The organism is Mucilaginibacter sp. JRF (assembly GCF_015223065.1).
GTDB lineage: Bacteria > Bacteroidota > Bacteroidia > Sphingobacteriales > Sphingobacteriaceae > Mucilaginibacter.
This window is the reverse complement of record NZ_JADFBY010000001.1, coordinates 1022344-1043286: the sequence shown is the minus strand read 5'-3', so window position 1 is coordinate 1043286 and position 20943 is coordinate 1022344. Positions and strand designations below refer to the sequence as shown.

The 20943-nt window shown below is 41.6% G+C and carries 22 protein-coding genes and 1 other RNA gene; 10 read left to right on the top strand and 13 right to left on the bottom strand.

Annotated elements, in window-relative coordinates:
- Positions 1–13: 13 nt before the first annotated feature.
- The 7 genes from gyrA to IM792_RS04185 all read right to left on the bottom strand — a co-directional run bounded on the left by gyrA (position 14) and on the right by IM792_RS04185 (position 7041).
- Positions 14–2599: a DNA gyrase subunit A gene (gyrA, locus tag IM792_RS04215; RefSeq protein WP_194100533.1), complete on the bottom strand. Its 2586-nt coding sequence runs from the start codon at positions 2597–2599 to the stop codon at positions 14–16.
- Positions 2600–2749: 150 nt separating this feature from the next.
- On the bottom strand, positions 2750–3145 hold the full coding sequence (locus IM792_RS04210) for a hypothetical protein (RefSeq protein ID WP_194100532.1): 396 nt from the start codon (positions 3143–3145) through the stop codon (positions 2750–2752).
- A complete protein-coding gene (gene hemF / locus IM792_RS04205) occupies positions 3145–4059 on the bottom strand; it encodes an oxygen-dependent coproporphyrinogen oxidase (protein ID WP_194100531.1) in 915 nt (304 codons plus the stop codon). The genes IM792_RS04210 and hemF overlap by 1 nt, the downstream gene beginning before the upstream one ends.
- Positions 4060–4116: 57 nt before the next feature.
- Positions 4117–5346 (bottom strand): MFS transporter, encoded by a 1230-nt coding sequence (locus IM792_RS04200; RefSeq protein ID WP_194100530.1) that lies wholly within the window; start codon positions 5344–5346, stop codon positions 4117–4119.
- A 103-nt stretch (positions 5347–5449) separates the two neighbouring features.
- The gene (locus tag IM792_RS04195) at positions 5450–5647 is read right to left on the bottom strand and encodes a cold-shock protein (RefSeq protein WP_194100529.1); all 198 of its coding nucleotides are present in this window, start codon (positions 5645–5647) and stop codon (positions 5450–5452) included.
- Between the two features lie 132 nt (positions 5648–5779).
- A complete protein-coding gene (locus tag IM792_RS04190) occupies positions 5780–6415 on the bottom strand; it encodes a peroxiredoxin (protein ID WP_194100528.1) in 636 nt (211 codons plus the stop codon).
- Between the two features lie 188 nt (positions 6416–6603).
- The gene (locus IM792_RS04185) at positions 6604–7041 is read right to left on the bottom strand and encodes an Hsp20/alpha crystallin family protein (RefSeq protein ID WP_194100527.1); all 438 of its coding nucleotides are present in this window, start codon (positions 7039–7041) and stop codon (positions 6604–6606) included.
- 141 nt (positions 7042–7182) lie between these two features.
- Here IM792_RS04185 and IM792_RS04180 point away from each other — a divergent pair, with 141 nt between their 5' ends.
- Positions 7183–7629: a thioesterase family protein gene (locus tag IM792_RS04180; protein WP_194100526.1), complete on the top strand. Its 447-nt coding sequence runs from the start codon at positions 7183–7185 to the stop codon at positions 7627–7629.
- Here IM792_RS04180 and folB read toward each other — a convergent pair.
- Complete coding sequence (gene folB, locus IM792_RS04175; RefSeq protein WP_194100525.1) at positions 7626–7991, bottom strand: dihydroneopterin aldolase; 366 nt, start codon at positions 7989–7991, stop codon at positions 7626–7628. The genes IM792_RS04180 and folB overlap by 4 nt on opposite strands.
- Before the next feature lie 419 nt (positions 7992–8410).
- Between folB and IM792_RS04170 the strand changes: the two genes are divergently transcribed.
- Entirely contained in the window at positions 8411–10315 is a 1905-nt protein-coding gene (locus IM792_RS04170; RefSeq protein WP_194100524.1) for a tetratricopeptide repeat-containing sensor histidine kinase, read from the top strand.
- Positions 10316–10431: 116 nt separating this feature from the next.
- Positions 10432–11253: a HAMP domain-containing sensor histidine kinase gene (locus IM792_RS04165; RefSeq protein WP_194100523.1), complete on the top strand. Its 822-nt coding sequence runs from the start codon at positions 10432–10434 to the stop codon at positions 11251–11253.
- 9 nt (positions 11254–11262) lie between these two features.
- Here IM792_RS04165 and IM792_RS04160 read toward each other — a convergent pair whose 3' ends face one another.
- A complete protein-coding gene (locus tag IM792_RS04160; protein WP_194100522.1) occupies positions 11263–12621 on the bottom strand; it encodes a GH1 family beta-glucosidase in 1359 nt (452 codons plus the stop codon).
- A 294-nt stretch (positions 12622–12915) separates the two neighbouring features.
- Here IM792_RS04160 and IM792_RS04155 point away from each other — a divergent pair, with 294 nt between their 5' ends.
- The 6 genes from IM792_RS04155 to IM792_RS04130 all read left to right on the top strand — a co-directional run bounded on the left by IM792_RS04155 (position 12916) and on the right by IM792_RS04130 (position 16917).
- The gene (locus IM792_RS04155) at positions 12916–13383 is read left to right on the top strand and encodes a DinB family protein (RefSeq protein WP_194100521.1); all 468 of its coding nucleotides are present in this window, start codon (positions 12916–12918) and stop codon (positions 13381–13383) included.
- 29 nt (positions 13384–13412) lie between these two features.
- Positions 13413–13826, top strand: a complete 414-nt coding sequence (locus tag IM792_RS04150; protein ID WP_194100520.1) for a hypothetical protein — start codon at positions 13413–13415, stop codon at positions 13824–13826.
- Positions 13826–14479 (top strand): SCO family protein, encoded by a 654-nt coding sequence (locus tag IM792_RS04145; protein WP_194100518.1) that lies wholly within the window; start codon positions 13826–13828, stop codon positions 14477–14479. Before IM792_RS04150 ends, IM792_RS04145 begins: the two co-directional genes overlap by 1 nt.
- A complete protein-coding gene (locus IM792_RS04140; protein ID WP_194100516.1) occupies positions 14476–14895 on the top strand; it encodes a cytochrome c in 420 nt (139 codons plus the stop codon). Before IM792_RS04145 ends, IM792_RS04140 begins: the two co-directional genes overlap by 4 nt.
- Positions 14896–15011: 116 nt before the next feature.
- Positions 15012–15390, top strand: an RNA gene (gene rnpB, locus IM792_RS04135) — RNase P RNA component class A.
- A 144-nt stretch (positions 15391–15534) separates the two neighbouring features.
- Positions 15535–16917: a sigma-54 dependent transcriptional regulator gene (locus tag IM792_RS04130; RefSeq protein ID WP_194100514.1), complete on the top strand. Its 1383-nt coding sequence runs from the start codon at positions 15535–15537 to the stop codon at positions 16915–16917.
- A 42-nt stretch (positions 16918–16959) separates the two neighbouring features.
- Here the strand turns inward: IM792_RS04130 and IM792_RS04125 are convergent, their stop codons facing one another.
- On the bottom strand, positions 16960–17208 hold the full coding sequence (locus IM792_RS04125; protein ID WP_347343791.1) for a DUF3820 family protein: 249 nt from the start codon (positions 17206–17208) through the stop codon (positions 16960–16962).
- A 12-nt stretch (positions 17209–17220) separates the two neighbouring features.
- The gene (locus IM792_RS04120; protein WP_194100512.1) at positions 17221–18162 is read right to left on the bottom strand and encodes an MBL fold metallo-hydrolase; all 942 of its coding nucleotides are present in this window, start codon (positions 18160–18162) and stop codon (positions 17221–17223) included.
- Positions 18163–18324: 162 nt separating this feature from the next.
- On the opposite strand from IM792_RS04120, the gene IM792_RS04115 reads away from it, so the two are divergent.
- Positions 18325–18558 carry a hypothetical protein gene (locus IM792_RS04115; RefSeq protein ID WP_194100511.1) on the top strand — a complete coding sequence of 78 codons (234 nt, stop codon included), beginning with the start codon at positions 18325–18327 and terminating at the stop codon, positions 18556–18558.
- An 85-nt stretch (positions 18559–18643) separates the two neighbouring features.
- Here IM792_RS04115 and IM792_RS04110 read toward each other — a convergent pair whose 3' ends face one another.
- Positions 18644–19459 carry a PKD domain-containing protein gene (locus tag IM792_RS04110; RefSeq protein WP_194100509.1) on the bottom strand — a complete coding sequence of 272 codons (816 nt, stop codon included), beginning with the start codon at positions 19457–19459 and terminating at the stop codon, positions 18644–18646.
- A gap of 17 nt (positions 19460–19476) precedes the next feature.
- Positions 19477–20919 carry a PA14 domain-containing protein gene (locus tag IM792_RS04105; protein WP_194100507.1) on the bottom strand — a complete coding sequence of 481 codons (1443 nt, stop codon included), beginning with the start codon at positions 20917–20919 and terminating at the stop codon, positions 19477–19479.
- Positions 20920–20943 lie beyond the last annotated feature (24 nt).

Here is a 20943-nt window from a genome sequence, read left to right as displayed (position 1 = left end):
TGCATTCAAATTGTTATTCGTTATCGGTTTCCGGCGCTTCATTATCAGCTCCGGCTTTGGGTTCTGTACCTTCTGTATTTTCTTCAGTACCGGTATTTTCCGCTCCCTCCAATTCCGCTATCTCTTCTTCCGGATCATGCTCTACTTTCGCAACCGAGGCTATCTCGTCGTTACCTTTAAGGGTGATCAGCCTCACTCCTTGCGTTGCACGGCCCATAACCCTCAACTCGTTAATGGCGATACGTATTACAACGCCCGAACGGTTAATGATCATCAGGTCCTCAGCATCAGTAACACCTTTTATGGCTACAAGGTTTCCGGTTTTTTCAGTAATGTTTAAAGTTTTTACACCTTTACCACCACGGTTGGTAACACGGTAGTCGTCAATATCGGTACGTTTACCATAACCTTTTTCTGATACCACTAATACAGTAGTTTCAGGGTTATCAATACTGATCATTCCGATAACCTCGTCATTATCATTATCAAGCGATATACCGCGAACACCGGTAGCCGTACGGCCCATAGGCCTAACAGTCGACTCGTTAAAGCGTATAGCACGGCCCGATTTAAGCGCCATAACTATCTCACTGCTTCCGCTGGTCAGGTTTGCTTCAAGCAATGTATCTCCCTCGTTAACATTGATGGCATTGATACCATTAGCACGCGGACGAGAATATGCCTCCAAAGAGGTTTTCTTGATAGTACCTTTGCGGGTACACATGATGATGTAGTTATTCTCGAGGTATTCCTGATCTTTAAGACTGGTAAGCTTGATGTAAGCCTTGATCTTTTCTTCTTTCGGAATATTGATGATGTTTTGAAGCGCACGGCCTTTTGAAGTACGTGTACCTTCAGGTATCTCAAATACACGCAGCCAGAAACAACGACCGGCTTCGGTAAAGAACAACATGTAGTTATGGTTTGATGCCACCAACAGGTGTTCAATAAAGTCCTGATCGCGGCTGTTGCTGCCTATTGAGCCTTTACCACCCCTGCCCTGAGTACGATACTCGGTAAGTGGGGTACGTTTAATATATCCTTCGTGAGATATGGTTATTACAACATCATCATCAGAAATAAAGTCCTCAGTCTGCATTTCGGCTGATGAGTGTACCATTTCGGTTTTACGTTCATCACCAAATTTCTCCTTAACCTCAAGTAACTCGTCTTTAATGATTTGCATACGCAGGCCTTCATCAGCAAGTACCGATCTTAAGTAGTTTATCTGCTCCATTAATGCAGCGTACTCGTCTTTAATTTTATCACGCTCCAGTCCGGTTAAACGGCGCAGGGTCATGTCTAATATCGCACGTGCCTGAATATCGCTCAGTCCGAATTTCTCTATCAAACCTTCACGGGCTTCATCAGGTGTTGATGATGCACGGATCAGTCTGATAACTTCATCCAGGTGATCAAGCGCTATCAGTAAACCCTCTAAAATATGCGCGCGCTTTTCGGCCTCGGCAAGTTCATATTTTGTACGGCGAATAACAACCTCGTGCCTGTGCTCAACAAAGTGATGGATCATGTCCTTCAGGTTGAGCAGCATTGGCCTGCCTTGTACCAGCGCGATGTTATTTACGCTGAACGATGTTTGCAGTGAAGTATATTTATAAAGATTGTTTAATACGATAGCTGCGTTGGCATCACGTTTTATCTCGTAAACCACACGTATACCTTCGCGGTTTGATTCATCACGTATAGCCGAAATGCCTTCAAGCTTTTTCTCGTTAACCAGCTCGGCGGTACGTTCAATCATTACCGCTTTGTTTACCTGGTAAGGTATCTCGCTAACTATAATGCGTTCACGGTCGTTATTATAAGTTTCAATTTCGGCACGGGCGCGGATAACAATACGGCCACGGCCTGTTTCAAAGGCCTGTTTGGCACCCTCGTAACCGTAAATTATACCACCCGTTGGAAAGTCAGGCCCTTTGATGTATTGCATCAACTCCGGAACTTCTATCTGGCGGTTATCAATCAGTGCTACAGTGGCATTTACAATCTCGGTAAGGTTATGCGGCGGCATATTGGTTGCCATACCTACAGCGATACCCGATGCACCGTTAACCAGCAGGTTAGGTATTTTTGATGGAAGAACGGTTGGCTCCTCCAGCGAGTCGTCAAAGTTTAACTGGTAATCAATAGTATCCTTATTGATATCGGCCAGCATCTCCTCAGCAATTTTTTGCAGCCTTGCCTCAGTATAACGCATTGCCGCGGGTTGGTCACCATCTATTGAGCCATAGTTACCCTGGCCTTCAACAAACGGGTAGCGAAGGCTCCAGTCCTGCGCCATACGCACCATGGCATCATAAACTGATGTATCGCCGTGCGGGTGATACTTACCTAATACCTCACCAACAATACGTGCCGATTTTTTATACGGCTTATTGCTGGCCAGGCCCAGATCAAGCATACCATAAAGTACACGCCTGTGAACGGGTTTTAAACCATCGCGCACATCGGGCAGAGCCCTTGATACGATAACCGACATTGAATAGTCAATGTAGGCCGATCGCATCTGTTCATCAATATTAATCGAAATTATACGGTCTTCGTTTTGTGGATTGTCGTTTCCTGTTTCGTCAGCCATTTTATGTTATATGTAGAACTCTTCTCTTATTCGCCGCTTGTAATTGAAATTACGGCGACCTGCGAAGTTAAGAATTAATATGATTTTTGGCACGGATGTTAGTAAAAACAGCCGATGTGCACAATATGCTGTAAGGCATAAGGTTAAGGGTTACTTTACCTTTTTCCAATACTCCTCAACAGCTGCACCATTAGGTAATGTACCCTTAAATTTCAGCGTATCGTTACTTATGATATAGGTATAAACTATGGTTTTATTTAATGTTTGCGATGGCTGGCTGCAATACGTTTGGGTTTCAAAACAAGTATCGGCTTTTAGTTGATATTCGCCCACCTCATATTTAACCGCCTTTTCTCCGGATTCGTGCACAAAAGCTACAAAGTTTTTCTTTTTGTATTTACGCTGTAAGGTATACTCAGTTGGCGCTGCCGATAACTTGCCGTTAAACATACCACCGCAATATTGCCACACACCCTTTAATGATGCATCATTAAATGAACTGCACACGGCCATTATAGCCACACAAACTATCAGTCGCTTTATCATTACTCGGCCCAGTTTATTCCTTTTTTTAATAACGATAAGGTGTGCTCCTCATTGCTGCCGGCTGCCGGGATATGGTTGTAAACCCACTTAGCGGTTGGCGGCAGGCTCATTAATATTGATTCGATACGACCATTGGTTTCGAGGCCGAATTTGGTACCGGCATCATACACCAGGTTAAACTCGGCATAACGGCTGCGGCGCAGGTATTGCCATAACTGATTTTCTTCGGTAAATGGTGTATTACGGTTACGCTCCACCAATTCAGTATAAATAGGAATGAATGAGCGACCAAGATTTTTAGAGAACTCAAATATATCCTCCCAGCTTACTTCGTCAGTAGCGGTAAGCCTGTCGTAAAATATGCCGCCTACGCCACGGGTTTCGTTACGGTGTTTGATGAAGAAATAATCATCGGCCCATTGTTTAAAGCGATGATAAAACTCGGGATGGCACGAATCACAAACCGATTTTAGATAAGCATGAAAATATCGCGCGTCGGCGTCTATCACATAATGCGGTGTTAGGTCGATACCGCCACCAAACCAGCGCAAAGGTTGCTTGTCCGGATCATTGGTTGGCATTTCAAAATACCTGATATTCATGTGGATGATAGGCACCCAGGGTTGATTAGGATGAATAACGATAGATACCCCCGTAGCAAAAAACTCATCATTCTCTACCTTAAGCGCCCTTTTCATAGTATCAGGCAATTGCCCGTATACAGCCGAAAAATTCACGCCGCCCTTTTCGAAAATGCTTCCGTTTTGCATAATGCGGGTAATACCGCCACCACCACCATCTCGTTGCCATTGCTCCTCCTCAAATCTGCTTTGGCCATCAACAGCCTCTAAGGCAAGGCAAATCTCATTTTGGATGATACGGTAGTCTGCCGCTATTTGTTCTTTGCTTATCATTGAGGGCAAAAGTAACTATTTTGTTAAATGAACAAGCATTTTGAGCTAATGGTGTAATTAGCTCTCCATATAATCAAGATCCTTATTAAAGCTTTCCTTCAACTGGCTCAACGCGAAAAGCGACAGGCCTATCAGTATAAAAAGCATAATATAACCACTTGTTATACGGCCATAATTTTTCACCAGGGCATCAAACGCGAAGTTGATAGGTATCAACGCCCCACGAACAAAGTTAGGCACCGTTGTAGCCACCGTTGAGCGTATGTTCGTACCGAACTGCTCGGCAGCGATGGTATTAAATGTAGCCCAATAACCTATGCAAAAACCGATAACAAAACTCAGCCACATAAATTTATCGGGTGTTATGCCTTTGGCATTCAGGTAAACCACCACACTAATGGTTGATGCTATCTGGAAGATCAGCATAGTTAGCTTGCGCGATTTGGTAATCTGCGCCAACACACCGGCAAAAATATCGCCTATAGAAAGGCCGATGTAGGTAAACATTACACCCGTACCAGCGCTTAGTGGCTCGGTTGACCCCAGCTCTTTACCAAACTCGGGCGCCTGAGTAATGAGTACGCCTACTATATACCATAACGGAGCGCCTATGAGTATGCAGCAAATGTATTTGAAGAAACGCTTACGATCATTAAACAGCATCATTAAGTTACCTTTTGATACCGAGCTTTGCTCTGCACGTTTGTACATGCCCGATTCAAATGTACCCATGCGCAACAGCAAGAGTACGAAGCCAAGTCCGCCACCTGTAAAGTATGCCGTGCGCCAATCCTCCTTGCCTACCAATGAGGCCACAACCGCGCCAAATAAGCCTATGGCGGCCACTATGGTTGTGCCATAGCCGCGTTTTTCCTTACTTAATGTTTCGGTTACCAGGGTAATGCCTGCCCCAAGCTCACCGGCCAGGCCAATGCCCGCAATAAAGCGGATGATGGCATACGTATTTACATCGTGCACAAAGCCATTGGCAATATTGGCCAGCGAGTACAACAGTATCGACCCGAACAGAACCTTTATACGGCCAAACTTATCGCCAACTATGCCCCAAACAATACCGCCAAGCAGTAAACCGAGCATTTGCATATTGATGATGAATACCCCTTCGTGCTGTATATCCGCTTCGGGTACGCCAATATCCTTTAAGCTTTGTATGCGTACAATTGAAAATATGATCAGATCGTACAGATCAACAAAGTAGCCCAGCGCGGCCACCAGTACCAGGAATACAACGTTGCGCGATTGCTTGCGCGAAAGTTCATCAGCCATTAAAATTCGAGTTGGTGTGTTTGAGCGGTAAACTTAAAATTTTTCCATAAAAAAACCTCTGTACATATAGCACAGAGGTTTACTAAATATGAAAAGAAATATCTTATACTTTTTTTACTTTGACGGCCTGCGGGCCTTTCTTGCCATCCTCCACATCATATTCTACAGAATCATTATCTTTAATAGCGTTTACGCCGCCCTGAACATCTTTAAAGTGTACAAAAAGATCTTTACCTTCTTCGGTAATAATAAAACCGTATCCTTTTTGTGTATTAAACCATTTTACTTTTCCAGTTTTCATATAAAATATCGTATTAAGTTATAGTGACAAGAATTTTTACTAAAACCAAACTGAATATAAAACGGATTGATAATCAGAGCGGAATAGACAAATCTATCTATCAAATATAAAAAATTATTAATCCAAATAAAATTATTTATTCGGCTGTGGAGTTAAACGTAAATATGGCTTTACTTCTGTGTAACCTTTCGGGAATTTCGCAGGTATATCCTCAGTTTTAATAGCGGGCACAACTACAACATCCTCCCCTTCTTTCCAGTCGGCCGGGGTGGCTACACTGTAGTTAGCGGTAAGTTGCAATGAATCTATCACGCGTAATATTTCCTGAAAGTTTCTGCCGGTAGATGCAGGGTAAGTAATGATCAGTTTAATACTTTTATCGGGCGCTATAATGAACAGCGAACGCACTGTCGCGGTTAATGATGCGTTAGGATGGATCATATCATACGATTCAGCAATTTCACGATTTTCGTCCGCGATTATCGGGAAATTTACTTCCACATTTTGTGTTTCGTTTATGTCGTTAATCCAGCCCTTGTGCGATTCAACACCATCAACACTCAAGGCGATAACCTTAACATCGCGTTTGTCAAACTCCTGTTTTAGCGATGCGGTACGGCCAAGCTCGGTTGTACAAACCGGTGTATAGTCCGCCGGGTGTGAAAATAGCACTCCCCAGCTATCGCCTAAATATTCATAAAAATCTATTTCACCTTCTGATGTTTGCGCTTTAAAGTTTGGCGCTTTGTCTCCTAATCGTAAGCTCATGATAAATGTATTTTGGGTTTATTGATGCTAAGTTATATTGATTTAAATAGAATATCTACAAATTCTATGGATTTTTTTCTGAGCATCTACAGATAATGATACTATCATGACGACAGACACAAAAAAAGAGGCCACCCTCTCAGGTGGCCCCCACATCAAACCAACTCTATTATGAAAAACAAAACTTATTATTTTACAGCGATCTCTCTGGCCTGTACTTTGGCTTCTTCTTTTTTAGCCACATTAAGTTTCAGGATGCCATCGGTATAATCAGCTTCAATGCGTGATTGATCGGCAGTTTCAGGCAAGGTAAATGAGCGTACAAATGAGTTGTAGCTGTATTCGCGTTTGCTGTATTTTTTACCTTCGTCAACATTTTCCGCTTTTTTCTCAGCAGCAATACTCAGTACGTTCTTATCCAGATTGATCTTAAAATCTTCTTTCTTTAAACCAGGTACAGCTAATTCAATGTGAAATTCATTTTCGGTTTCGGCAATATTAACCGCCGGAACGCGTGATGATAAACGATCGCTTACAAAAGCATCATTCAAAAATGAATCGAATACATCGCTAAAGAATGGGCTTACCGGACGTGTTTTGTGATTGCCAAATTTTACTAAAGTCATTTTTATATCCTCCTAAGTGTTTTTATTTTTTTATATTAACTTCGTTGCTGTATGTTCAACTGTTATACCAACTCAGTTTTCGGCATACACAGCCGACATTTTGTCGGTTAATACCAATATCTATCTGACTTTTTGACAATAATGACTGAAAATCTATCATACTATCGCTTTAAAACAGACATCCCAATCCGCTTTTCGGATCTTGATGCGTACGGGCATGTAAATAACGCCGTGTATCTTACCTACTTTGAGATAGCACGTTCAAGCTATTGGAGTGAAGCTATTGGATGGGATCAAAAAATGGCCGGGGTGATTTTGGGCCGATCAGAGATCAATTATTTGAAACCGCTTACGTTGAATGATAAGATATCGTGCTACGTACGTACTACCCGCATAGGCAACAGCAGTTTTGATATGATGCATGTATTGGTGAAGCATACACCCCACGGCGAAGAAATATGCACAACCGGCAAAACAGTATGTATCAGTTATGACTATACTTCAAACAGATCAGTAGCTATACCACTAAGCGCACGCCAGCGTATGATAGAGTATGACGAACCTCCGTTAATATTAAACACTAATTAATTATCGCCTTTGTTATAAGTTATTCGCACAGCCGAGTGGTTAACCGGGCCACTAAGCGGTGGATGCATCTTTTTAAGTAATACATCAACCTGTTCAACAAATGGGTATTGAGTAGTAACCTGGTTGATAATAGCTTGTGCTACGGTTTCTATTAGCTTACGAGTTTCGCTCATTTCGCTGCGGCAAATGGAATGAAGGGTTTCGTAGTTAACAGTATGAGTTATATCATCAGCAGATAATTCGTCGACAGGTTTAAACGCAACGGAAAGATCGACGATAAACCGCCCCCCTATTAATTGTTCTTCCTGATAAAAGCCATGGTAGGCAAAAAATTCAACACCGTTTAAACTTACTGTAAGCATCGGGCAAAATTAAAAATTGTTAAGTACACTATTCTACAATAATTAAAATCGTGGGCTACCACAACCTTGTATCAAGTTTTTACGTACAATAACGCCCTCGAAATATTTTAAATATTAGTTACTTTTTTTAAATACAACTATTAGTAATAATTATAAAATACATATATTTGTTACAAACTATTGGTTGTATCTCCTTGGCTATCTGTTTAAAAAATTTAAACCCTAAGGCAAACTGCGTTTACTTGCAGTTATGTTTTTGTGCGTTATTTTTCGCAATAACATCGTGCAAGCCAAAACCCAAAACAAGCAACCAAAGATTCTCTCCCGAATTTCAAAAAGTTTTAGATCAAGGCACCAAATTATTACAGGACGGTAAAAACACCGAAGGCTTACGATATATTGATTCTGGATTTCTAACCGTGCAATCGCCCACCATTGGCGATAATGTAAGGAAATATGGCTTACATTATATGGTATTACGTCGTGGCCAGGGCGAGGTTGAAAAAAGTCTGCCGTATGCTGATTCAATGGTGCAATATGCTACCCGTGATAAGCGCGATAAATTTTATGCGGAAAATCTTGCTGAAGCAAGTTTTTCAAAGGGAGATGCATTATTTGACCTGAAACGTTATGCCGAAGCGTATCATCAGTATTATGAAGCTTATCTTTCAGGACAAAATTCACTTAACCGTATTACGCTAAGCGAATTTACTTACCGTATGGGCCTCATCATGTTCAGGCAGGGCAATTACCGTTTATCCGAAAAGTATTTTCAGGACAGTTATAACCAAAGCTACGAGAATGGTGAATTTAACCTGTTTTATCGCCGCCAGGAGATACTTGATAATATTGGCCTTTGCTACAAAAAATTAGGGCAAAATAACGCAGCCTTAAAGTATTTCAACAAAGCACTGAAGTACATTAATGATAATGAGCCGTATTACCGTGGTAATGATGGGCAGCCTGTATACCGGCCTAAAGTAGTTGGCGATCATTTTGATGTGGCTCGTGGTGTTATTTATGGCAACATGGCCGAGGTATACCAACGCCAGGGCAAACTTGCCGAAGCCGCGGAGCTACTAAAAAAGAGCATAGCGATCAACCTACGTAAAGGAAACGATAGTAATGATGCTCAGCTTACGGAGATAAAACTCGCCAAGTTATATTTTCAACGTAATGAGATTGATTCGCTCAAAGCGATACTGGATATAATAAAATCACAATTTGATACCTTAAAGAATGAAGAAGCCATTGCCGACTGGAACCAGTTGATGGCCAAGTATTATTTAAGGCAGCAAAAGTTTGATGTAGCTTACAAATACCTGGAGATTTATGATGCTAAAAAGGATTCGATCAATAAAAAACTAAGCGACCTAATCGCCAGTGATGTTACTAAGCAGGTTATCAATTATGAAAATCAGCGCAAGATCACCTCATTAAGCAATAACAACAAATCGCAGCGTATATATTTAATTGCCGCTATAATAACCGGCGCTTTGTTATTATTGGTCGTATTCCTGATCTATCGTAACTGGAAACGCTCTCGCCATGAATATATGGTGGTTAACCAGCTGAATGAGCAGATCAACGAGCAAAACAACATACTGGCCAAAGCACTTACCGAACTCAATATCAACAGTCGCGAAAAGGACAGGATATTGCGTACCGTAGCGCACGATCTTCGCAATCCGCTGGGCGGAATTGCTTCATTAACCACAATAATGATAGATGAGGGGCACCTCACTACCGATCAGCAGGAGCTTATTAAATTAATTAAGGAAACCTCGTATAACTCGCTTGAATTGATCAACGAGATAATGGAGATAGCCAACAACAGCAGCAAGCCGCTGAAAATGGAGCAGGTTGAAATAAACTCGCTTGTAAGCAATAGTGTTGAGCTTTTACGCTTTAAAGCGGCAGAAAAGAAGCAAAATATAGAATTACACCTGCTCGACCATAATACAGAACTGTGCATTAGCCGTGAAAAAATATGGCGAGTGATAAGCAATTTGATAAGCAACGCCATCAAATTCAGTCAGTTTGGTGAAACCATAAATGTATATGTTACCGAGGATGCCGATGGTATAAATATATCGGTTAATGACCGTGGTATAGGCATACCTGACGATCTTAAAAATCAGATATTCAACATGTTCACTGATGCCAAACGCCCCGGCACCGGTGGCGAAAAATCGTTCGGCCTTGGTTTATCTATCTGTAAACAGATAGTAGAGAAGCATAACGGCCGTATTTGGTTTGAAAGCGACAGCGAAAAAGGCACCACATTTTATGTGAAATTGCTTACCACTCCGGCTGCGGCTTAAAATTTATCAACAAAGTATACGTTTTATTAATGTTGTGTTAAACCTTAACGCATGGTTTAACGTATACGCAAGTATATATCCCTATGTGTTAAAACAAAATTTGAAACCAATAGCTTATGGAAGCTAATTTCGTTAATTCATTTTCGGTACTTAGCGGCGCAGAGGGCGGCTTTAAGCATATTAGGCACAATGGCATGAAAGAGCCCGGCACTCCCAAAAAGGAAAGTAAGACTGCAACAATTTTAAACTTGCAGCCCGAAAGCAAAGATCGCAGCAAAACGCTGTATTCTATCGCTCATGATCTAAAAAATCCGCTTGCGGCAATTATATCATTAACTGAGCTTGTACTACGCAGAGGCGAGCTTACCGAGGAGATAAAGGAATACATTAACCATATACGCAAAATATCATGCAGCTCGCTTGAGTTTACCGAGGACGTGATCTATTCAGCCAATATTGAATCGCAAGCCAACAGTATGAAGCTTTGCGATATTAATGAGATAGTATCTGAAGCGCTTGATCCGTTAACATATAAAGCGCTCGAAAAAAATCAACAACTATCATTCGACTCCAGCCATGCTGCTGCCGAAGCTGTTGTAAATAAAGCGCAGCTAACACGCGTATTCAGCAATATTATTGGCAACGCCATCAAATTTACTGAGGATGGTAAAAATGTACATGTTGCGGTAAGTAACTTAACCGATTATGTTTTGGTAAGTGTTAAGGATGAAGGTATTGGTATACCTGATAAGATACGCGCGCATATTTTCGACCCGTTCACACACGCTAAACGAGATGGTACAGCGGGTGAAAGTTCATCCGGACTGGGATTATCTATCTGCCTGCAAATAGTTGAAAAGCATCATGGTAATATATGGTTTGAAGATGTAGCCGACCAGTCAGGTACTATATTTTTTGTACGTATACCCAAAAAGTGATCGGTTAGGTTATGCTCCTAAAAAGTCAGCATACCATTTGCCTGAGCCTTTTACAATGCGTTGTTGTGTAGTAAAATCAATATAGATCAACCCGAAACGTGGGTGGTAGCCTTCGGCCCATTCAAAGTTATCGGTAAGAGTCCATATAAAGTAGCCATCAACATTGCAGCCTTCGTTTTTAGCTTTTAACACTTGCTGAAGATGGGTTTGTAAGTACTCAATTCGTTTAGGATCGTGTACCTCATTATCCTTAACCGTATCCGGAAAGGCAGCGCCATTTTCGGTGATGATCAGTTTTTTGACGCCTTTATAAGCATCAAACTTTTTGATCACCTCGTATATGGCAGGTGGATATACCTCCCATCGCATATCAGTTAATTGCACTCCCCTGTTTTCGGCTTTTACTAATTTAGCGCCTATGTATGGCGTAAAGAATGAATATTTTACAATTTCGCGGGTATAGTTTTGTATACCGATAAAGTCAAAATCAAAACTTAGTCTATCCTCATCACCAGGATAAAAGTATTTGTGCAGTTTTTTTAACACCGGCAAATCATCCATCGGGTAACCCAACCCAAGTATGGGCTCAATAAATAAACGGTTAATAAGCGCGTCGGCACGCTTTGCCGCGTTAATGTTTCGTGGATGTGTGGAGTACGGCTCAATGTGTGAGCAGGAAAATGTAGTGCCGATATTTGCCAGCGGGCATAACTCACGCAGTATTTTAGCGCCGGCAACAATGCTCAGCACTGCATGGTGTATTGCCGGTAAAAAGCTACCTAAACCTGTTCGACCAGGGGCATGTATGCCTAAAAAATATCCGGCTCCGGTAAAAACAGCAGGCTCGTTCATCACCATCCAGTTTTTTACCCTATCGCCAAATGCATTTGCACAAATGGTAACCAATTCGGTAAACCAATCAACTACATCGCGATTTGTCCAGCCGCCTTTATCTTCAAGCACCTGCGGCAAATCCCAATGATATAGAGTTATCCAAGGCTCAATACCCACCTGCAGACAATAATCAATTACACGATTGTAATGATCTATGCCTTGTTGATTAATCTCGCCGGTTCCGTTAGGCAAAATACGTGTCCAGGCTACGGAAAAACGAAAGTTTGGGATGTTGAGTTGCTTGATCAAATCAATATCCTGCTGGTAAGTGTTATAGAAATCGCAGGCTGTTTGCGCGTGATCACCATTGAGTATTTTACCTTTCTTGGCGGTAAAATTATCCCATATTGATTCACCCTTTCCATCATCAGAGCATGAGCCCTCGGTTTGAAAAGCCGCAGTAGATACCCCCCAAGCAAAATCATCACCAAATGATTGCCTGAGCAGTTTTATATTTTGGGTAGACGTATCCATTAATTTGAGCTATAAAGCAGCTCAAAATGTGTATTTAAATTGTATTTACAAAGCAATTTGTAACACATTAATGAATAAACGATGAGCGCATACTTTTTAAAACCATCCATTCGCGCAAGTGGCCGAACAGGTAGGTTATGAATTTTAATGCTTTCATAGTAGTTGCATTTAGTTATATAAAGCTACGGGGCTTTTGTCAAATTACTGTACAATTCCTGTTATCAGATTGTTAATAAGCAAAATACTGACAATATTAAGGCAGTTCAAACATCCTTACCTGATTACATTTGCCCTATGCTGAATTTAAAGAAGTATTTTATAACCTTATTTGATTACGATTATAACTGTAATACCCTATTTAATACTATGCTGATGCAGCCTAATGCTTCAACACAGGCTGTAAAAATAATGGCTCACTTATTGGTAACTCAACATACCTGGTTAAACCGCTGCAAAGGGCTTGAAAATCCGCCTGATGTGCAGATATGGCCAGCCTGGAAACCGGTAACATTCAGCCCTGTTCTAAATCAGAACCATGACGACTGGACGGTGTTCTTATCAAACCTGAAGGATGATCAATGGACCGAGATCATCAACTACAAAACAACACAAGGTGTACCTTATGCTGATAGTCTGATCAATATAATAACCCATGTGGTTAATCACGGTACGCACCACCGCGCGCAAATAGGTCAGCTATTAAAAAATATGAATAATGTACAATTACCCCATACCGATTACATTGCTTTCATCAGAGAATAACTTGCCTATATTTGCCTGAGAATTTTGTTATGAAGAAAATCTGTTTTTTGCCTTTGCTTGTAATTTTGGCTGCCGGTTGCGGTAATCAGGAAGATGATAAAGCGCAGGAAAAAAAGTTGTTTGATGAGGTGATAGAGATCCATAACGAGGTAATGAATTACGAGGGTATGATACTCGAGAACAAAACCAAGCTGGATAGCTTTGTAAAAGTGGTTAACATACCTGCTATTAAGGATTCTGCAATATTGTTAAGTAAGAATCTCGCCGGTGCCGATGAAGCCATGGCCGATTGGATGCACAAATTTGAGCCTGATTATTCTGCTAAGCCTCACGATGAAACAATGAGATACCTGGCCGGGCAAAAAGTAAAGATATCCGAGGTTGATTCAGTAACTAAAAAAGCCATCAAAGCATCGTGGCAGTTTTTATCAAGTCATAAATAATGATCAAGTATTTTTTTATTCCTTTAGCGATTGTAGTCGCGCTGAGCTCTTGTAAATTCAACAGTTCAGAAAATAAGAAACTGCCTATTTTCGGCGAGCGCGAAGCCGTTACAAAAACGGTTAACGGCCAGCAACAAACAGATACGGTCTATCATACCATTCCATCATTCAGCTTTGTAAATCAATATCGTGATAGCATTACCGATAAAAGCTTGGAAGGTAAAATTTACGTGGCTGATTTTTTCTTTACCACCTGTCCATCAATTTGCCCGGTTATGCATCGTAATATGCTTAGCGTGTACAATAAATTTAAGGATGTGGGTGATGTAAGCATATTATCATTTACCATTGATCCTAAATATGATAGTGTGCCTGTACTGAAAAAGTATGCAGATGCGCTTAACATCACAGGCAACAGTTGGTGGTTGGTTCAGGGTAAAAAAGACGAAACCTATGGCTTAGCCAAAAGCTACCTGGTTACTACACCTCGCGAAGATGTTAAGGAGAAGTTCATTCATGATGGTTACTTCATTTTGATTGATAAGCAAAAACGCATCCGTGGATCATACATCGGTACTGACGAAAAGGAAGTGGCCAAACTGATAGAAGATATACAAACCCTACGTGCCGAACCTGAACAGCAAGGTAAATGAAAAAAGCGTGGGTAATATTTACAACTTTGTTGGCTGTGATCATCATAGCGGCGTCCTGCCAAAATGAACAACAGATTGAATACACCCGTTATTACACCGGAGGCAAGTTGCTTTATCAGCAAAGTTGCCAAAATTGTCATGGTAGCAAAGGCGAAGGGCTTTCGGCATTGATACCCCCGCTTACAGATACCGCGTACATCAGCAAAAACCGCACTAAGCTGGCCTGTATTATGCAAAATGGCATGAGCGGTTTTATCAGTGTACACGGAAAGATGTACGATAACAAGATGCCCCCATCCGGCCTCTCTCCTATTGAAATTGCTAAGGTTGCCACCTACCTGGGTAACTCATTCGGTAACAAAACCGGCTTGATCAGTGTTGAACAGGTTGAGAAGGATTTGAAGGAATGTAAGTAGTATTTCAGATCATAGTTGATGGTTCATGGTTAATAGAAACATGTTTTAGCTCCCATCAATTCCCTATGAACTATCAACTATGATCCATGAACTAAACTAAAAACCCTATCTTTACGCCTGCAAAACGTTCTATCGCTCCGTTTAGGCGGGGAGGAAAGTCCGGGCAACGCAGAGCATCCTGCTTCCTAACGGGAAGGCGCCGGCAGCCGGCGACAGCAAGTGCCACAGAGAATATACCGCCCGCAAGGGTAAGGGTGAAAACGTGAGGTAAGAGCTCACGGCTTTTCCGGGCGACCGGGATCGCGGTAAACCTCAGGAGTTGAAAGACCAAATAGGTCCTGATCAGTGAAGTTGCTCGCTTCCGTGCCGGTTTTACTATCGGGCATCAGGATGGGTAGGTTGCTTACGAGCCTGTTAGCAATGGCAGGCCCAGATAAATGATAGAAGCCATAAGCAATTATGGAACAGAACCCGGCTTATAATTTTGCTGCTGATAATGACCCTGTTGTGTTTTACACAGCGGGGTTTTTTATTTTCAAAAAACTAAAAGTGTTTATTTTTGTATACATATATTAGCATACAAATTCTTTTTGAATCCACACCTTAAAATACCGAGTAAGTTTTTGAACTTTTATACAAATGGCTAAAATTTTAATTATTGACGATGAGCGGGCGATCCGCAGCACCTTGCGCGAAATTCTGGAATATGAAGATTATCAGGTTGAGGATGTAGACAATGGCATTGATGGGCTGGAGATGATCCAGAATAATGATTACGACCTTGTACTGTGTGATATTAAAATGAACCGCATGGATGGCATGGAAGTATTGCAGGAAGGTTTGATAATTAAGCCCGATCTGCCATTCATCATGATATCAGGCCATGGCACTGTTGAAACCGCTGTTGAAGCCAGTAAAAAAGGCGCTTTCGATTTCATATCAAAACCACCCGATCTTAACCGTTTACTGATCACTGTTCGTAACGCGCTCGATCGTGGTAGTTTGGTGGTTGAAACCAAATCGTTAAAACGCAAGGTATCAAAGGTTCGTCCTATACTTGGCGATTCGCAGGGCATCAGCAAGATAAAGGAAACCATTGAACGCGTAGGCCCTACTGATGCCCGTGTGCTTGTTACCGGTGCCAATGGTAGCGGTAAGGAATTGGTTGCACGCTGGTTACACGAAAAATCAAATCGTACCAATGCTCCTTTAATTGAAGTAAACTGTGCTGCTATACCATCTGAATTAATCGAGAGCGAACTTTTCGGCCACGAAAAGGGCTCGTTTACCTCAGCTATAAAACAACGTATAGGTAAGTTTGAATCAGCCAGTGGCGGTACTTTGTTTTTGGATGAGATTGGCGACATGAGCCACTCGGCACAAGCCAAAGTATTACGCGCCTTGCAAGAGAGTAAAATAACCCGTGTAGGCGGCGAAAAAGAAATTGATGTTGATGTGCGCGTTATCGCGGCGACCAATAAAGATCTGTTAAAGGAAATTGAGGACGGCAACTTCCGTATGGACTTGTACCACCGCCTGAGCGTTATTTTGATACACGTACCACCATTAGCCGAACGTAAGGACGATATACCACTGCTTACCCAAAGCTTTTTAGATGAGATATGTGGTGAGTACGGCATGCCTACCAAACGTATATCTGACGGCGCTCTGGAAGCACTGAAATCCCTGCCGTGGACAGGTAACATACGCGAGCTGCGCAATATGGTTGAGCGATTGATTATCATGAGTGATAAAATGATTACCGAGAATGATGTACGCTCATTCGCTAACCCATCAGCACCGGCTGCCCCTGTTAACGGCGCACAGCCTGCTGCACCGCAAACAGATTTTAATCAGTTCAAAAACTTCCAGGAATACAAGGATTTTGCCGAGCGCGAATTCATAAAATTCAAACTGGAAAAAAACAACTGGAATGTATCAAAAACAGCTGATGATATTGATATTCAGCGAAGTCACTTATACAGCAAGATTGAAAAATACGGCTTAAAACGTGGTGAGTGATCACTAAAACATTAGCCAACAAAAAAGCGATAGGTTATGTACCTATCGCTTTTTTTGTTGCTCTACATGCGCTTTTATTTGCATTAATATAGGCGTAACTCCGTTGGTCTTTATCTCGAATATCGTTGATAGCACCATCCCCAATTTACCCGGCGGAAAGCCTTTATTGTGCAACCATTCGAGATAATAAACCGGTAGATCACACAACAAAGTTCCTTTATATTTACCGAACGGCATTTTCATGGTCACTGCATCAATCAGCACTTGTTTATCGGGTACAATATTTTCCACCCGGTAAATATACTATCTTTTACCTACCGCCTTGGTTATAATAAATGCAACGGCTGCTGCGCCAAGTGCAAAAGCTGCTGTTTTTAATTTTAGGTTGACGGTTTCTGTGTACGATGGTACATACTTTACACCGGTTTCATCGGCCATGGCAGCACGTTTAATATAGCGGCCATGCTTTGGTACTGCCAATTCTCTGAAGTTATTAGCCAGATAGCTCAATGCGGTTTGCAATTCCTTACCCCGCATCACAAAACCATGCCCGGTTGCTGCTATACGAGGTTGCAAAGCAGCCAATTTACGTACTGAACGCTCGGCGGCATGCCAATCGGTGGTCATATATTTTGGTGGGCCTGATAGATGTTTATTAAAGTTGAGCGCGTTCACCATTGATTCGGTATGCGTAGTGGTAAAAGCGTCACCGGCAATAAGCGTGGTGTTCAGCGGTAAAAATAATGAGATGTGCCCCGGAGTATGGCCGGGCGTGTGTATCACTTTCCATTCGGGCAATTCAGGTATACCTTCATATTTATCTATCGGTATAACTTTATTACCCAGGTTTATCGGTTTGTTAGGGTACGACCACGACATTAAACTCATTAATCCCCCACCTACTCCCGGATCGGCAGGCGGATAAGAGGATTTTCCCGTCAGGTATGGTAACTCCATCGGGTGAGCGTATACCGGCACATTCCAGTATTTCAGCAATTCTTCTAAAGCCCCCACGTGGTCAAAATGGCCATGTGTAAGTACTATAGCAGCGGGTTTGGTACCGGGGCCAAAAATACTTTCGGCCATGGCAATAATGCGTTTGGCTGTGCCACGTAAGCCAGCATCAACCAATACCCAACCCTTACCTGCCCCGCGCCTGTTGGCTATCATATAAACATTAACAAAGGTTACCTTCATCCCCCACACATTTTGGGCAACCTGAAAATAATTGGTCTTTTTCCTCATAATTCAAATAGATGTATTATATACAAACAATGCTTTTTATTTAATGGTTTTAATAAAAAGCATTACACATTTAACAATTACGAATTGTATTGTTAAATAAATGCAACAACAAATATTATTCAACAGTATTGCTATCATAACAATACTTTAAACATTACTACCATGAACGAAGAATTTGAAGCCATTTTAACCGGCTCGGACGGGCTAATTGACGGCATTGTTACCTCAGTAAATCAGGAGGTTGGTGAAGGATTTATCTTCAGATCAATTGATGGCACCTTAGAAATTATTATTGCCCGTAACGAGCGTGGCCATTGGGAACGCGTGGCGGGCAGCGAGCCTTATTTTTCGGGATGGGTTGATGAACTTGCTGAGCAAATAGCAAACAACAAATAACGTTTACTTGAGAGCTTAAAAATTCAAAAGCCGCTTAATTTAATACTAAGCGGCTTTTTTGTGATGGATTTAAGTATAGAGTAACTTAATCTGGTTGTTTCTTATTTACTGTCCATTCAGCCATCTGGAAATCGCGGCTACCATTGTTAGCCTTGATGCTAACCCTGTAATGTTTGTAAGCCACATTATTATTAAAGTGATATAATTTACGTTGGAAACGAGCCGTAAAATTTATACCCGACCGGCTATCCAGGTTAATCCATTTAATACCATCTTCTGAACCTGCCAGTATCCATGTTTTTGGATCACGGTCTGGTGAGTCATTTGCTGATGTCATGGTATAAGCACCGGCGACAGCAGGAGTATCAAGCTCAAACCTCATCACTAAATCGCCTGCGAAACCCGATTGAAGGAATTTGGAATTCACATCGCCATCAACCACTTTCTTTGAACCCTCACCACCGTTAGGTCCGGCACCATTATCGCGCGATACGGTTAATACCCCACCAATCGTTAAAAAGTAGTTTTCACCCACCTTGGTCGGGTCAAAATTAGGGTCGGCTACCTTCAAGACAATTTCACGGCTTGCTGAATAACCTTGAGAATTACGCGTGGTTAATACTACGTGGTAGTCACCATCAAATACATATCTGTGAGATGGAGCTTCTTCCGTTGATGTACTATCGTCTCCAAACTGCCATAATATCTCTTTAAAGTTAGTTGATGTGCTGGTGAATTTAAAGGCTTTATAATCTAACGTATCAGGTACCTCAACAGTAAACCCTGCTGTTGGCTTCGCCTCCTCAACCACATCTACAGCGACATTTTTCTCTTTTTTACAGCCTACAGACAGCATAGCTATCAGTACAATGGCTGACGAAATGCTAAATAACTTTTTCATATTTTTTATCTGATAGATTAATTTAATGGTGCCGGATATAACTGGCTCATCGGTACCACACGTTTACTAAATACATCTTTTACTTCATAAGCCAGTATAGCACGTTGGCCACCTACATTCTCACGGTGATGAACTTCAATTTTATAGCGTATACCTCTTTCTAAGTTAATTATACCTACGCGTTCAGGAATATCCCACCTATCGGTAAAATCATTGATAAGCGCTTTTCCATCTACATATAAGCGAGATCCGTCATCCCACTCTGTTTGATAAAATTTGTATTCGCCACGTACCGGTGCAAGGAATTCACCTGTCCAACGGGTTGAAAAATTATCACGACTTATACCCGGAGTAGCATCCTGCCATGGGCCATCACCTGTCCAGTTAATATTTTCTTCGATACGTACCAATGTTGGCTTTCGTCCATCCTGATCAAGGAACTGGTAGTCAGAAAAGTATTCAGCTTTCAATCCTGTACCATTGCCCGTGATGTATGAGTTATTATCAAGGTTAACCTCTGGTTGTACTAAAACAATAACGTTGTGTTTTACCGGATCGAGAACGTGTTTTGTTGGATCAGTAATTTTGAGCACGAAACCAAAACGCTTATTGGCCGCAATATTAGCATCAAATACAGGCCATCCTATTGCTAAGCGAGCTACTGCGCCACTTGCACCTGATACTACACGTATATTAGTATCAAGTGTAAATTCTTCGGGTTTAAGCGCGATAGTATTAGCCGGCAGAACGTGATTATCAATTAATGTTTGTAATGAATCTGTATCAAGTTCTATTTTCACATTGAATGCACCGGCTGGTTTACCTGCCAGATTAATAGCTATAGGTATAGTAATACCTCCTTGCCATATTGTTTTACTGTAATTTTTTTGAAAATCAACATCAAGTATACCACCACCATTTTGTATGGATATGTAATGAATATCGCTCTCTTTGATAAGGGCATCGCTATCCATAATTACCAGGATGTTTGAATTTTGGGCACTTATTTGATTGCCTTTACCTGGTTCACTAAGTTTAAAGGCGAATGCGATATCCTTGCCGTAATTTTTCTCAAGCACATTCAACCTTACAACAGCCTCGCCTACCGCGCTTGTTGCTCCGTATGGTACGTTGATCACACTTGGGTAATCAACAGCACCGGCCGGCATAACAATGGTATTTGTAAGTGTACCATTACTTATCAAGCCTACAACAGTATCGTTATTTAAGGTTATACCAACCTGAAACGCTTTTTTTGCCGGGGCGTTAAGTGTAATTTTAAATGGCACTCTTACTGATTCGTTATCAGCTACTACCCCCTCGGCAATTATCCCTTCGCCTGATACGCTGCGTTGCTCATTGCTAAGCGGATCAACGTTATCGAGCTTGTTTTTACTACACGATGCAATGATGACCCCTGCAAAACAAAGTATGGTCAAAACGTATATAACTTTTCTCATAATGGTTATATTAAGCTATCTCTC